General features: G+C 71.4%; 9 protein-coding genes and 1 pseudogene. 8 read left to right on the forward strand and 2 right to left on the reverse strand.

Annotation, left to right across the window (positions count from 1 at the left end):
• Positions 1-677 precede the first annotated feature (677 nt).
• The 4 genes and pseudogenes from ADK41_RS42860 to ADK41_RS06260 all read left to right on the forward strand — a co-directional run.
• Positions 678-1,274 (forward strand): annotated as a pseudogene (locus ADK41_RS42860) (aminotransferase class III-fold pyridoxal phosphate-dependent enzyme); the annotation flags it as partial.
• Between the two features lie 174 nt (positions 1,275-1,448).
• Positions 1,449-3,296, forward strand: a complete 1,848-nt coding sequence (locus ADK41_RS42865; RefSeq protein WP_037804207.1) for an IucA/IucC family protein — start codon at positions 1,449-1,451, stop codon at positions 3,294-3,296.
• Complete coding sequence (locus tag ADK41_RS06255) at positions 3,191-3,862, forward strand: GNAT family N-acetyltransferase (protein ID WP_030826405.1); 672 nt, start codon at positions 3,191-3,193, stop codon at positions 3,860-3,862. The genes ADK41_RS42865 and ADK41_RS06255 overlap by 106 nt, the downstream gene beginning before the upstream one ends.
• Before the next feature lie 229 nt (positions 3,863-4,091).
• Positions 4,092-6,104 carry an ATP-dependent DNA helicase gene (locus ADK41_RS06260; protein WP_030826122.1) on the forward strand — a complete coding sequence of 671 codons (2,013 nt, stop codon included), beginning with the start codon at positions 4,092-4,094 and terminating at the stop codon, positions 6,102-6,104.
• Between the two features lie 147 nt (positions 6,105-6,251).
• Here ADK41_RS06260 and lexA read toward each other — a convergent pair whose 3' ends face one another.
• Positions 6,252-7,031: a transcriptional repressor LexA gene (gene lexA / locus ADK41_RS06265; RefSeq protein ID WP_030227721.1), complete on the reverse strand. Its 780-nt coding sequence runs from the start codon at positions 7,029-7,031 to the stop codon at positions 6,252-6,254.
• A 527-nt stretch (positions 7,032-7,558) separates the two neighbouring features.
• Between lexA and nrdR the strand changes: the two genes are divergently transcribed.
• Positions 7,559-8,116: a transcriptional regulator NrdR gene (gene nrdR / locus ADK41_RS06270; RefSeq protein ID WP_030826126.1), complete on the forward strand. Its 558-nt coding sequence runs from the start codon at positions 7,559-7,561 to the stop codon at positions 8,114-8,116.
• A gap of 165 nt (positions 8,117-8,281) precedes the next feature.
• On the forward strand, positions 8,282-11,176 hold the full coding sequence (locus tag ADK41_RS06275; RefSeq protein ID WP_030826129.1) for a vitamin B12-dependent ribonucleotide reductase: 2,895 nt from the start codon (positions 8,282-8,284) through the stop codon (positions 11,174-11,176).
• 88 nt (positions 11,177-11,264) lie between these two features.
• On the opposite strand, the gene ADK41_RS06280 is transcribed toward ADK41_RS06275, so the two are convergent.
• The gene (locus tag ADK41_RS06280; RefSeq protein ID WP_030826132.1) at positions 11,265-11,798 is read right to left on the reverse strand and encodes a TerD family protein; all 534 of its coding nucleotides are present in this window, start codon (positions 11,796-11,798) and stop codon (positions 11,265-11,267) included.
• Between the two features lie 157 nt (positions 11,799-11,955).
• On the opposite strand from ADK41_RS06280, the gene ADK41_RS06285 reads away from it, so the two are divergent.
• A complete protein-coding gene (locus ADK41_RS06285) occupies positions 11,956-12,561 on the forward strand; it encodes a YdbC family protein (protein WP_030826134.1) in 606 nt (201 codons plus the stop codon).
• A 118-nt stretch (positions 12,562-12,679) separates the two neighbouring features.
• Positions 12,680-13,339: a histidine phosphatase family protein gene (locus ADK41_RS06290; protein ID WP_030826137.1), complete on the forward strand. Its 660-nt coding sequence runs from the start codon at positions 12,680-12,682 to the stop codon at positions 13,337-13,339.
• Positions 13,340-13,357: the final 18 nt, after the last annotated feature.

The following is a 13,357-nucleotide window of genomic DNA, read 5'->3' on the forward strand; positions in this document are numbered from 1 at the left end:
ACCACACACTATGCGCTCGCTGCGGGGGACGTCCGACGGAACGGCAACGGTTCGGCTACAAGCGGTCTGACCTGGTCGACCGTCCGGCGACGCGCCGATGCGAGGCCGCCGGACCCCGAGCCGCCGGCCCAGGGGCCGAGGATCCCGGAACAACCCGTAACCCGGCGGGTGGTCCGCGGTTGGTAGCGGTGGAGGGTCCGCCGCCCGCACGCGGACGCCCCGTGCCGCGGTGCGGCGGGAACAACAGGGGAGGACGGAGGACGGTGGCGGAATCCACGTACGAGGGGCGGGGGACCGGCGCCCCGCCGGTCGTCCCGGTGCGGGCGCGCGGGACGACCATCGAGGGCGCGGACGGGCGGCGCCGTCCGGGCTGCCTCTCCGGTGCGGGAACCCTCGCCCTCGGACCCGACCACCCCGTCGTGCCGGAGGCGATCCGCGGCGTCATCGACGCGGGCGCGCCGCTCCGCGTTCCCGGTCCGGCGACCCCGGTGAAGGACGCCTTCGTCACCGAACGGTCGCCCACCCCGCCGCCCGGGCTCGCCGAACGCGCCCGCGTGCGCTTTTGCGGACCGGGCCGCGACGACGCGGTGGCGACCGTCCTCCGGCTCGCACGGACGGCGACCGGACGGGCCGGCGGCGAGCACGGTGCCGGACTCGCCGACCGACGGCCGGCCGGGGTGGTCGTCGAGCCCGTGCGGGACGACGGCGGGGTGCTCCCGGCGTCGGACGCCCGGCTGCGGCGGCGCACGGCCGACCGGTCCGTCCCGCTGATCGGCGACGGGACACCCACCGGACTCGGACGGACCGGCACCTTCCGGGCCGTGGAGCACGACGGCATCACACCGGACGCGAGGGTGCCGTCCGGGGCGGTCGGCGGCGGCCTGCCCCTGGCCGTCGTGGTCCACCGCGACGACCTCGGCCCGCCCGGCCCTCCCACCCGCGCCGGCGACCGACTCGCCATGGCCGCGGGCACGGCGCCCCTCGCCCACATCCGCGAGAACGGCCTCGCCGGACACGCGGCCGCCCAGGGCGCCCGCATGCTGAACCGACTCCGGACACTCGCCGACGAACTCGCCTGCGTGGGGGACGTGCCGGGGCGGGGGATGCCGACCGGGGGCGACGTGGTGGGCCCGCAGGCGCCGCCCGACGGCACGCACCGGCACCCCGCCGCACCCGAACACGCCGCCGTAGGACGGGAGCGCCTGCGACGCGGCCTGATCATCGATCTCGGCGGCCCCCGCGGGAGCGCCGTACGACTGCTCTTGCCCCTGACGATCACGGAGAGGAACAGGCGGCCGCGGTCCTGGACCGACTCGCCGACGCCCTCCACGCGGCGGCCCGCGACCACCCGCACGGGGAGCCCCGCGTCCCGGGCCGCCGTCACGCACGGACGGGCTGACGACACGAAGCCCCGCCCCCGCCACCGCACCCCTTTCCGAGGACCCGCCTTGCACACGATCCCCACGCCGGCAGACCGCACCGCCCCCTTGGTTCCCCACCAGGAACGAAGCCCGTCCCGTACCGAAGGGCTCGAAAGCACCGGCACGAGCCCCTTGGACCACCCCGACCCGCACAGGGCGGCCCACGCCGCGGCCACGGAGAACCTCCTGCGCTGCTGGGTACGCGAAACCGGCCTGCCCGCCCCGGACGGCGCCACCTTGCGCCTTCCCCTGCCGGCCAGCGGCACGACCCTGCTCGTACCCGTTCTGTACTGGTCCCCGACCGGCTGGCACCGCTTCGGCCCTCCCCGTCTGGCCGACGCCCCGGACCCCGCCCCACCGGTCGACGCCGTCCTGCTCGCCGCCCTCCTCGGCAGGGAGAACACCGGCCTTTTGGGGCCGGCGCGTCCGTCGGCGGGCGACGGCACCGACCTGGTCGCACGCGTCGCCGACTCCGTACGCCGTGTCGTCGCCTTCGTCACCGACCGGCGGGAGAACACGGCCGACCACCCCGACCTCTTCCTCGCCGCCGAACAGTCACTCGTCCTCGGACACCCGCTGCACCCGGACCCGAAGAGCCGCGAGGGCCTCTCCGACGCCGAGGCACAGCGGTACTCGCCCGAGTCGCGCGGCTCCTTCCCCCTGCACTGGATGGCTGTCGCCCCCTCCCTGCTCGCCACCGACTCCGCGTGGACCGAGCGCGGGCGTCCCGTCACCGCGGCCCACCTCACCGCACGCCTCGCCGGCGCCGGACTGCCGCTGCCCGACGGCTACACGGCCCTCCCCCTGCACCCCTGGCACCTGCGCCAGGTCCGCCTCCGTCCCGAGGCCGCCGCCCTGCTGGACGCCGGGCTGCTCCGCGACCTCGGCGGCCACGGCGCCCCCTGGCACCCCACCTCCTCCGTACGCACCGTCCACCGGAGCGGCGCCCCGGCCATGCTCAAGCTGTCGCTGGACCTGCGCATCACCAACTCCCGCCGGGAGAACCTCCGTAAGGAGCTCCACCGGGGGGTCGAGGTCCACCGTCTGCTGCGCACCGGACTGTCCCAGCGGTGGCGGGCCGCGCACCCCGGCTTCGACATCGTCCGGGACCCGGCCTGGATCGCCGTGAACACACCGGCCGGTGACCCCGCGCCCGGACTCGACGCGGTGATCCGGCACAACCCGTTCCAGCCGCACGACGACGTCGCCTGCGTCGCCGGACTGCTCTCGCCGCGGCCCCGCCCCGGTGGCCGTACCGGATCCCGGCTGGCCGAGATCGTCACCCGTCTCGCCGCTCGCACGGGGCGGCCCTCCGGCGCCGTCGCCGCCGAGTGGTTCCTGCGGTACCTGGAACACGTGGTGCGGCCCGTGCTGTGGCTGGACGGAGAGGCCGGCATCGCCCTCGAGGCGCACCAGCAGAACACCTTGCTGCTGCTGGACGCCGACGGCTGGCCCGCGGGCGGACGCCACCGGGACAACCAGGGCTACTACTTCCGCGCGTCGCGACGCGCGGAACTCGACGCCCGGCTGCCCGGCATCGGCGAGCACAGCGACACCTTCGTCTCCGACGAGGTCACCGACGAACGCTTCGCCTACTACCTGGGCGTCAACAACGTCCTCGGGCTCATCGGCGCCTTCGGCTCCCAGCGTCTGGCCGACGAACGGCTGCTGCTCGCCGCCCTCCGCCGGTTCCTCACCGAAGTGTCCGCCGGACCGGCCCGGACGCGCAGCACGCTGCCCGCCCGTCTGCTGGACTCACCCGTCCTGCGCTGCAAGGCGAACCTGCTGACCCGGCTGCACGGCCTCGACGAACTCGTCGGTCCGGTCGACACCCAGTCCGTCTACGTCACCATCGCCAACCCCCTGCACTCATGATGTCCGCCCCCATCGGTGACTGGGGCCCGGTCAGGACCTCCGCGGGTCTGTTCCAGCTGGTCCCCGTCCGTGTCGAACGCGATCTGCCTCTTCTGTCACGATGGATGAACGACCCGGCCGTCGCCCTGTTCTGGGAACTCGCCGGACCACCTGCCGTGACGGCCGACCACGTGCGGTCCCAGCTCGCCGGTGACGGACACAGCGTTCCGTGCCTCGGCGTCCTGGACGGAACGCCGATGAGCTATTGGGAGATCTACCGCGCGGATCTCGATCCCCTGGCCCGCCACTACCCGGCCCGACCGCACGACACCGGACTCCACGTCCTCATCGGCGCCGTCGGAGACCGGGGGCGGGGCCTCGGCAGCGTCCTGCTCAGGACGGTCGCCGACCTCGTCCTCGCCAGGAGGCCCGCCTCGTCACGCGTCGTCGCGGAGCCCGACCTTCGCAACATCCCCTCCGTCACCGCCTTCCTCAACGCCGGCTTCTCCTTCTCGGCCGAGATCGACCTGCCCACCAAGCGGGCCGCCCTCATGGTCCGGGACCGCTCCCTGTGTCATCCGATGTAGCGTTCCGTCGCCGCGCTCTCATCACCGGTACACCGCTCACGCCGCCGCGGTTCCCGCGCGCGCCGCGGCGATGTCCCGGCCGCGGGCCCCGGCGCGATCCGTCCGTCCCGCGCCCCGGCGACTTTGCAGCCCTCACGCCGTCCCGACAGAGGAGCCCCGTCTTGATCGCGTCCCCGGCCCCCGCCGTGATCGCACGAATGTCAGCGCCGGGCCGTAGGGTGGTCGCGCTATGACGAAGCCCTCACTCTCCGAACTCCTGCACGCCGCCGTCACCGCCGTCGGCGGCACGGAGCGCCCCGGCCAGGTGACCATGGCCGAAGCCGTCGCCGAGGCGATCGACGACGGAGCCCATCTGCTGGTCCAGGCCGGTACCGGCACCGGAAAGTCGCTGGGCTATCTGGTGCCCGCGCTCGCGCAGGGGGAGCGGGTGGTGGTGGCGACGGCCACCCTGGCCCTGCAGCGCCAGCTGGTGGAGCGGGACCTGCCGCGCACGGTGGAGTCACTGCATCCGCTGCTGCGCCGCCGCCCGGAGTTCGCGATGCTCAAGGGCCGCTCCAACTACCTGTGCCTGCACCGGCTGCACGAGGGCGTGCCGCAGGACGAGGAGGAGGGGCTCTTCGACCAGTTCGAGGCGGCGGCCCCCACCAGCAAGCTGGGCCAGGACCTGCTGCGTCTGCGTGACTGGTCGGACGAGACGGAGACCGGCGACCGGGACGACCTCACGCCGGGCGTGTCCGACCGGGCCTGGTCCCAGGTGTCGGTGTCGTCGCGGGAGTGCCTCGGCGCCACGAAGTGCGCCTACGGCGCCGAGTGCTTCGCCGAGGCCGCCCGCGAGCGCGCCAAGCTCGCCGAGGTGGTCGTCACCAACCACGCCCTGCTCGCGATCGACGCCATCGAGGGGGCGCCGGTGCTGCCGCAGCACGAGGTGCTGATCGTCGACGAGGCCCACGAGCTGGTCTCCCGGGTCACCGGGGTCGCCACCGGGGAGCTCACCCCCGGGCAGGTCAACCGCGCGGTGCGGCGCGCCGCGAAGCTGGTCGACGAGAAGGCCGCCGACCAGCTCCAGACCGCCGCCGAGGGGTTCGAACGGCTGATGGAGCTGGCCCTTCCGGGCCGGCTGGAGGAGATCCCGGAGGACCTCGGATACGCGCTCATGGCGCTGCGCGACGCCTGCCGCACCGTCATCTCCGCCATCGGCAGCACCCGCGACAAGTCCGTCCAGGACGAGGACGCGGTCCGCAAACAGGCGCTGGCCTCCGTGGAGAGCGTCCACGACGTGGCGGAGCGGATCACGAACGGTTCGGAGTGGGATGTCGTCTGGTACGAGCGGCACGAGCCCCGCGGCGGAGCCGCTCAGCGATGGAGCGGGGCGTCCCTGCGCGTCGCGCCCATGTCCGTCTCGGGCCTGCTGCGGGAGAAGCTCTTCACCGACCGTTCCGTGATCCTGACCTCTGCGACGCTGAAGCTGGGCGGCGACTTCAACGGCGTGGGAGCCTCACTGGGGCTCGGTCCCGAGGGCGCCGAGGGCGATGACCTTCCCCAGTGGAAGGGCGTCGACGTCGGTTCGCCGTTCGACTACCCCAGGCAGGGCATCCTCTACGTCGCGAAGCATCTGGCACGCCCGGCCCGTGACGGTGACCGCGGGGACATGCTGGACGAGCTGACCGAACTGATCCAGGCGGCGGGCGGTCGCACCCTGGGGTTGTTCTCCTCGATGCGGGCCGCCCAGCTCGCCGCCGAGGAGCTGCGCTCCCGGATCCCGGAGTTCCCGATCCTCCTCCAGGGCGAGGAGACGCTCGGCGAACTGATCAAGAACTTCGCGGCCGATCCGAAGACCTGCCTCTTCGGCACGCTGTCGCTCTGGCAGGGTGTGGACGTGCCGGGTCCGAGCTGCCAGCTGGTGGTCATGGACAAGATCCCCTTCCCGCGTCCGGACGACCCCTTGATGAGCGCCCGCCAGAAGGCCGTGGAGGAAGCCGGTGGCAACGGCTTCATGGCGGTCGCCGCCACTCACGCGGCGCTGCTGATGGCCCAGGGCGCCGGCCGTCTCGTACGCGCCTCGGGCGACCGGGGTGTGGTGGCCGTGCTGGACCAGCGGCTGGCCACTGCCCGGTACGGCAGCTATCTGAAGGCTTCACTGCCCGACTTCTGGTACACCACGGACCGCAACCAGGTCAGGAAGTCGCTGGCCGCGATCGACGCGGCGGCACAAGGGGCGGAGGCCGGTACGGCGGCGCAGTGAGGGAGGTGGCGTGCCGCGGCACGCCACCGACCGGCAGCAGTGGTCGCAGCCGGTCCGTCCGGACAGCACGGGACCCCGGAACCGGCGCAGGGGTTCCGGGGCCCGGTCAGGGGCGGGGCGGCGGTCCGGGCCGTCCCCGCGTCGTGCTCAGACGCGCCGCAGAACGGCCACCACCTTGCCCAGGATGGTCGCGTCGTCGCCCGGGATCGGCTCGTAGGCCGCGTTGTGCGGGAGCAGCCAGACATGGCCGTCCTCCCGCTTGAAGCGCTTGACGGTCGCCTCGCCATCGAGCATGGCCGCGACGATGTCCCCGTTCTCGGCGACCGGCTGGCGGCGGACCGTCACCCAGTCGCCGTCACAGATCGCGGCCTCGATCATGGAGTCGCCCACGACCTTCAGCACGAACAGCTCACCGTCGCCGACGAGCTGCCGGGGCAGGGGGAACACGTCCTCGACCGACTCCTCGGCGAGGATCGGGCCACCGGCGGCGATACGGCCGACCAGCGGCACGTAGGACGCGGCCGGCTTGCCGGCGGTGTCCGTGGGCTGCACGGAGGCGGCCTGGTCGGAACCCCGCACCTCGTAGGCGCGCGGCCGGTGCGGGTCGCGGCGCAGGAAGCCCTTGCGCTCCAGTGCCATCAGCTGATGGGCCACGGAGGACGTGCTGGAGAGACCGACCGCCTGGCCGATCTCGCGCATCGACGGCGGGTAGCCGCGACGCTGCACCGAGTCCCTGATGACCTCGATCACCCGGCGCTGGCGGTCGGTGAGTCCGGAGCTGTCCGCCCGGATGCCGGGAGGACGGCCCGGCAGGGAGCGCTTGTGCCCCTCGGGATTCGTGGCTTCGTTCATCGCATGCACCGGCTCGATCCGGCCCTGGGGGCGGTCCTGGGCAGTGATGGCGGCACTGTCTGCGGTGGTGGTCACGTCGGCCCCTCTCGATGGTCTCCCTGCAGCACAACGGTAGTTGCTTTCGAAAGGTTGCGCCAAACACACGTTCGAGTGAAAAAACGTGAATTGCTGTACGCAATCTCTCGCCGAGGTGTATTGGTCGCCACGCTTCCTGTCGGACAAACGGGCCGATTGTTGTACTCTTCACCGCCGAGGCGATCATCCCGCGGTTGCGGACCTCAGTCTGCCATCGGCCGCCCCGTGGCGCGTGAAGCGGCCCGCGTTCTCTTCGGGAGTCGCACATCCCCTCCCCGCCTCCGGCGCGGCGCCCCCGTCGGGCGACGGCCTGGTGTCTCGTGCCCGTCTTGACGCGCGCGACACGCGTGCGGGCGTGGATGTATGACCCAATCCCCACATCTAGTGGTTGGATTGCGGCAGTGGCCCAGAAGTTGTGGTCCCCCGGGTCTTCGGGCCCTCCGAGATCGCCTATGCTGGTGCTGCTTCGTGAGGCCCGAGAGACCTCGCGGGGCTGTTGAGTCTGCTGTGAGGAGGGTTGGGAGTTCATGCACTGCCCCTTCTGCAGGCACCCCGACAGCCGTGTCGTCGACAGTCGTACGACCGACGACGGCACGTCGATCCGCAGGCGCCGCCAGTGTCCGGACTGCTCCCGTCGTTTCACGACCGTGGAGACGTGTTCGCTCATGGTGGTCAAGCGGTCCGGAGTCACCGAGCCCTTCAGCCGCACCAAGGTCATCAACGGTGTGCGCAAGGCGTGCCAGGGGCGGCCCGTCACCGAGGACGCCCTCGCCCAGCTCGGGCAGCGTGTCGAGGAGGCGGTGCGGGCCACCGGGAGCGCCGAGCTGACCACCCACGACGTGGGGCTGGCCATCCTCGGTCCGTTGCAGGAACTCGACCTCGTCGCCTACCTGCGGTTCGCGTCCGTCTACCGGGCGTTCGACTCGCTGGAGGACTTCGAGGCCGCGATCGCGGAACTCAGGCGGACGGAGCGGCCCGCCGCGGACGACGGGGACGGCGGGGGAGCCGACCCGGGGGGCCGGGAAGACGACAGCGGGTCCGGCGGGACCGTCCAGGTCCCCGAACCCGCTCCCGCCGCCGACTGACCGGAGGGCCGGCCCGGCGCGCCAGACGCGGGGGCCGGCCGGGCGGCGGCGATGAGAAGACCTGTTGCGGGCAGGCGAGTGGGCGCCCGCAGCATCAGACAGAACACCGTGCCACGGGAACAATCGGGGCACTTCAGGGCGTTTTCGCCCGTACAGGGAGGCGGCATGACAGAGACGGCGAGCGGTCCGGCACGGAGCCCCCGCGCCAAGAGCACCAAGGCCGGCAAGGGACTGCGGGTGGAGCGCATCCACACCACTCCCGGAGTCCACCCGTACGACGAGGTGGCCTGGGAACGCCGTGACGTCGTCATGACCAACTGGCGCGACGGCTCGATCAACTTCGAGCAGCGCGGCGTCGAGTTCCCCGACTTCTGGTCGGTGAACGCGGTCAACATCGTCACCAGCAAGTACTTCCGGGGCGCCGTGGGCACCCCGCAGCGCGAGACCGGCCTCAAGCAGCTGATCGACCGCATCGTGAAGACGTACCGGAAGGCCGGTGAGGAGCACGGGTACTTCGCCTCGCCCGCCGACGCCGAGATCTTCGAGCACGAGCTGGCGTACGCCCTCCTGCACCAGATCTTCAGCTTCAACAGCCCCGTGTGGTTCAACGTGGGCACGCCCCAGCCGCAGCAGGTCTCCGCCTGCTTCATCCTGTCCGTCGACGACTCCATGGAGTCGATCCTCGACTGGTACAAGGAAGAGGGCATGATCTTCAAGGGCGGCTCCGGCGCCGGCCTGAACCTCTCCCGGATCCGCTCCTCCAAGGAGCTGCTGTCCTCCGGCGGCAACGCCTCCGGCCCGGTCTCCTTCATGCGCGGAGCCGACGCCTCCGCCGGAACGATCAAGTCGGGCGGCGCCACCCGCCGCGCGGCCAAGATGGTCGTCCTCGACGTGGACCACCCGGACATCGAGGACTTCATCGAGACCAAGGTCAAGGAAGAGGAGAAGATCCGCGTCCTGCGCGACGCGGGCTTCGACATGGACCTGGGCGGCGACGACATCGCGTCCGTCCAGTACCAGAACGCCAACAACTCGGTCCGCGTCAACGACGAGTTCATGCGGGCGGTCGAGCAGGGCGGCAAGTTCGGCCTGCGCGCCCGGATGACCGGCGAGGTCATCGAGGAGGTCGACGCCAAGGCGCTCTTCCGCAAGCTCGCCGAGGCCGCGTGGGCCTGCGCCGACCCGGGCATCCAGTACGACGGTGTCATCAACAACTGGCACACCTGCCCCGAGTCCGGCCGGATCACCGCGTCGAACCCGTGCAGCGAGTACATGCACCTGGACAACACGTCCTGCAACCTGGCCTCGCTGAACCTGATGAAGTTCCTCAAGGACGACGGCCAGGGCAACCAGTCGTTCGAGACCGAGCGCTTCCAGAAGGTCGTCGAGCTGGTCATCACCGCGATGGACATCTCGATCTGCTTCGCGGACTTCCCGACCCAGAAGATCGGCGAGAACACCCGCGCCTTCCGCCAGCTCGGCATCGGCTACGCCAACCTCGGCGCCCTGCTGATGGCGACCGGCCACGCCTACGACTCCGACGGCGGCCGCGCCCTCGCCGGCGCCATCACCTCCCTGATGACGGGCACGGCATACCGGCGCTCCGCCGAACTCGCCGCGATCGTCGGCCCGTACGACGGCTACGCCCGCAACGCCGACGCCCACAAGCGCGTCATGAAGCAGCACGCCGACGCCAACGGCACGGCCGTGCGCATGGACGACCTGGACAGCCCGGTGTGGGCCGCCGCCACCGAGGCCTGGCAGGACGTGGTCCGCCTCGGCGACAAGAACGGCTTCCGCAACGCCCAGGCGTCCGTGCTCGCCCCGACCGGCACCATCGGTCTGGCGATGTCCTGCGACACCACCGGGGTCGAGCCGGACCTGGCGCTGGTGAAGTTCAAGAAGCTGGTCGGCGGCGGCTCGATGCAGATCGTCAACGGCACCGTCCCGCAGGCCCTGCGCCGCCTGGGCTACCAGGAGGAGCAGATCGAGGCGATCGTCGCCCACATCGCCGACCACGGCAATGTGATCGACGCCCCCGGTCTCAAGCAGGAGCACTACGAGGTGTTCGACTGCGCCATGGGCGAGCGCGCCATCTCCCCGATGGGCCACGTCCGCATGATGGCCGCGATCCAGCCCTGGATCTCCGGCGCCATCTCCAAGACGGTCAACATGCCGGAGACGGCGACCGTCGAGGAGGTCGAGGAGATCTACTTCGAGGCCTGGAAGCTGGGCGTCAAGGCGCTCGCCATCTACCGCGACAACTGCAAGGTCGGCCAGCCGCTCTCCGCGAAGACCAAGGAGAAGGAGAAGGCCGAGGTCACCGAGAAGGCCGAGGAGACGATCCGGGCCGCGGTCGAGAAGGTGGTCGAGTACCGCCCGGTCCGCAAGCGCCTCCCGAAGGGCCGCCCCGGCATCACCACCTCCTTCACGGTCGGCGGCGCCGAGGGCTACATGACCGCCAACTCCTACCCGGACGACGGTCTCGGCGAGGTCTTCCTGAAGATGTCCAAGCAGGGTTCGACGCTCGCGGGCATGATGGACGCCTTCTCCATCGCCGTCTCGGTGGGCCTCCAGTACGGCGTGCCGCTGGAGACGTACGTCTCGAAGTTCACCAACATGCGCTTCGAGCCGGCCGGTATGACGGACGACCCGGACGTGCGGATGGCGCAGTCGATCGTCGACTACATCTTCCGCCGCCTGGCGCTGGACTTCCTGCCCTTCGAGACGCGCTCCGCGCTCGGCATCCACTCCGCCGAGGAGCGTCAGCGCCACCTGGAGACCGGTTCGTACGAGCCGTCCGACGACGAGGTCGACGTCGAGGGCCTGGCCCAGTCGGCGCCGCGGACCCAGGAGCTGAAGGCGGTCGCCACATCGAAGGCCGAGGCCGAGGTGGCCAAGCCGGCCCCGAAGCAGGCGCACACCAGCGCCGAACTGGTGGAGATGCAGCTGGGCATCCAGGCCGACGCCCCGCTGTGCTTCTCCTGCGGCACGAAGATGCAGCGCGCCGGTTCCTGCTACATCTGCGAGGGCTGCGGCTCGACCAGCGGCTGCAGCTGACGCGTCCGGGCGCTGCCCGGGTGCGAGGGGACGACTGAGGGCGGTGGCGCCGGTGTTCCGGCGCCACCGCCCTCGGTGTTCCCGTGGGTCAGGCCCGGCGCGCCGTCCCCATCGCACGGGTGAAGGCCGCCGGGTCGCCCTCGAACCCCTGGACACCCGGGCGGAACTCCCAGGGCCCCGACCCGTCCCGGACGAACTCCGCGACCGTCGCCGCCGTGGCCCCGAGGGCACCGCCGAAGTCGTCCTCGGCCAGTACGGTGTAGCCCTCGCGGATGCGCAGACCGGGGTTGGCCACCCCGGAGAACGTCCGCCGCCCCTGGTGCTGCTGGATGACGACGCCGACCAGCACGCGCGCGTACCGCTGGTCGAGCCGGTCCAGTTCCAGCGTCATGACCTCGTCGTAGCCGAAGCCCTGGCCGTCCTTGCTGTCCCGGTTGAGCGTGATGGTGCCGTCGGGGGAGCGACTGTCGAAGTGCACCACGTAGGCGGGAGCGCCGTGCGGTTCGCCCGCCGTGTAGGGCGCGGCGACGAGATCCAGGTCGGTGGAGGGCTGCCCCGACGGACTCGGGTCCCACCTCAGCGCGATCTCGACCTTGCGGATGCCCTTGTTGAGGCCGTTCACCAGTCTTCCCCTTCCCCGCGACCGTCCTGCCCGCTCACCCCAACTGCCGGGTGTTCCCGACAGGTTGTCCATCCTGCCACGCGTGGGGCGGTGGACGCCGCCAAGCAGTCACTTCGAGGGTGACCGACGCCACGCTCCCTGGCCTTACGATGGCGCGGTGCTGGTCAAGTGGATTCGCTGCACCGTGGTGGACCGCCGAGGGTTCGAGCGGGGGCAGCGGAAGTGGGCGGGGCTTCTGGGGGAGCCGGGGTTTCGCGGGCAGGGCGGGGGATGGAGCCGGGGGCGGCCGGACGTGGCGCACGTCTTCTCCTTCTGGGAGAGCCGGGCCTTCTACGACTCGTTCATGGCCCGCTCCCACGACCGGCTCGCCTCGACCCAGTCGGGCACGTTCAAGGACGCCCGGGTCAGGCTCTTCGACCACCGCTTTGACGTGAAGACCGGCTTCGAACCGCGTTTCACGGACGCCGACCTGCTCAGGGTGGCGCTGTGCCGCGTGCACGAGGAGCGGTCGGAGCACTTCGTGCTGATGCAGGAGAAGGTCTGGAACCCGGCCATGGCCGGCTCGCCCGGCATGGTCCGGGGGTTGTTCGGGGAGGCGCCCGGGAACGAGTTCCTGGTGCTGTCGATGTGGCGGTCGGCCGCCGAGCACGGCAAGTACCGCACCGAGCGGGTGGAACGCCTGGCGCTGAGGGCGCAGACGGAGGCCGACGTGGCGGCCCTCACGGGGGACATCGTGGAGATGGAGTCGGCCTGGACGGTGTGACGTCCGGAAGCGGAACGGTGCGCGCCGGTGTGACGCGAGGTGCGGGATGTGTGTGACCTATGCCGTATGGGGACCGCACGAGTGCTCGTTCGGCCGTCACCCGATCTAGGGTCTTGGCATGGCACGACCACGGCGCATCGTCCTTGTCCGACACGGCGAATCAACGGGCAATGTTGATGACTCCGTTTATGAGCGCGAACCCGATCACGCCCTGGCCCTGACCGCGCAGGGCAGACAGCAGGCGGAGGAGACGGGGGAGCGGTTGCGGGAACTCTTCGGCCGTGAGCGCGTCAGCGTCTACGTCTCCCCCTACCGCCGCACGCACCAGACGCTGAGCGCCTTCCGACTCGACCCGGAGCGGATACGCGTGCGCGAGGAGCCGAGGCTGCGCGAGCAGGACTGGGGCAACTGGCAGGACCGTGAGGACGTGCGCCTGCAGAAGGCCTACCGGGACGCCTACGGGCACTTCTTCTACCGGTTCGCCCAGGGAGAGTCCGGAGCCGACGTCTATGACCGGGTCGGCGGCTTCCTGGAGAGCCTGTTCCGCAGCTTCGAGGCCCCCGATCACCCCCCGAACGTCCTGATCGTCACCCACGGGCTGGCCATGCGGCTGTTCTGCATGCGGTGGTTCCACTGGACCGTGGCGGAGTTCGAGTCGCTGTCGAACCCGGGGAACGCCGAGATGCGCGTGCTCGTTCTGGGGGAGAACGGCAAGTACACCCTCGACCGGCCCTTCGGGCGCTGGCGGGATCCGGAACCCTACGGGATCACCGGATAGACAGAGGGGCACCGGATA

This window comes from Streptomyces caelestis, assembly GCF_001279005.1.
Classification (GTDB): Bacteria; Actinomycetota; Actinomycetes; order Streptomycetales; family Streptomycetaceae; genus Streptomyces; species Streptomyces heliomycini.

Coding starts and splice junctions, on each gene's coding strand:
- ADK41_RS06260 (WP_030826122.1), top strand. CDS start 4,092: ATGACGAAGCCCTCACTCTCCGAACTCCTGCACGCCGCCGTCACCGCC.
- nrdR (WP_030826126.1), top strand. CDS start 7,559: ATGCACTGCCCCTTCTGCAGGCACCCCGACAGCCGTGTCGTCGACAGT.
- ADK41_RS06275 (WP_030826129.1), top strand. CDS start 8,282: ATGACAGAGACGGCGAGCGGTCCGGCACGGAGCCCCCGCGCCAAGAGC.
- ADK41_RS06290 (WP_030826137.1), top strand. CDS start 12,680: ATGGCACGACCACGGCGCATCGTCCTTGTCCGACACGGCGAATCAACG.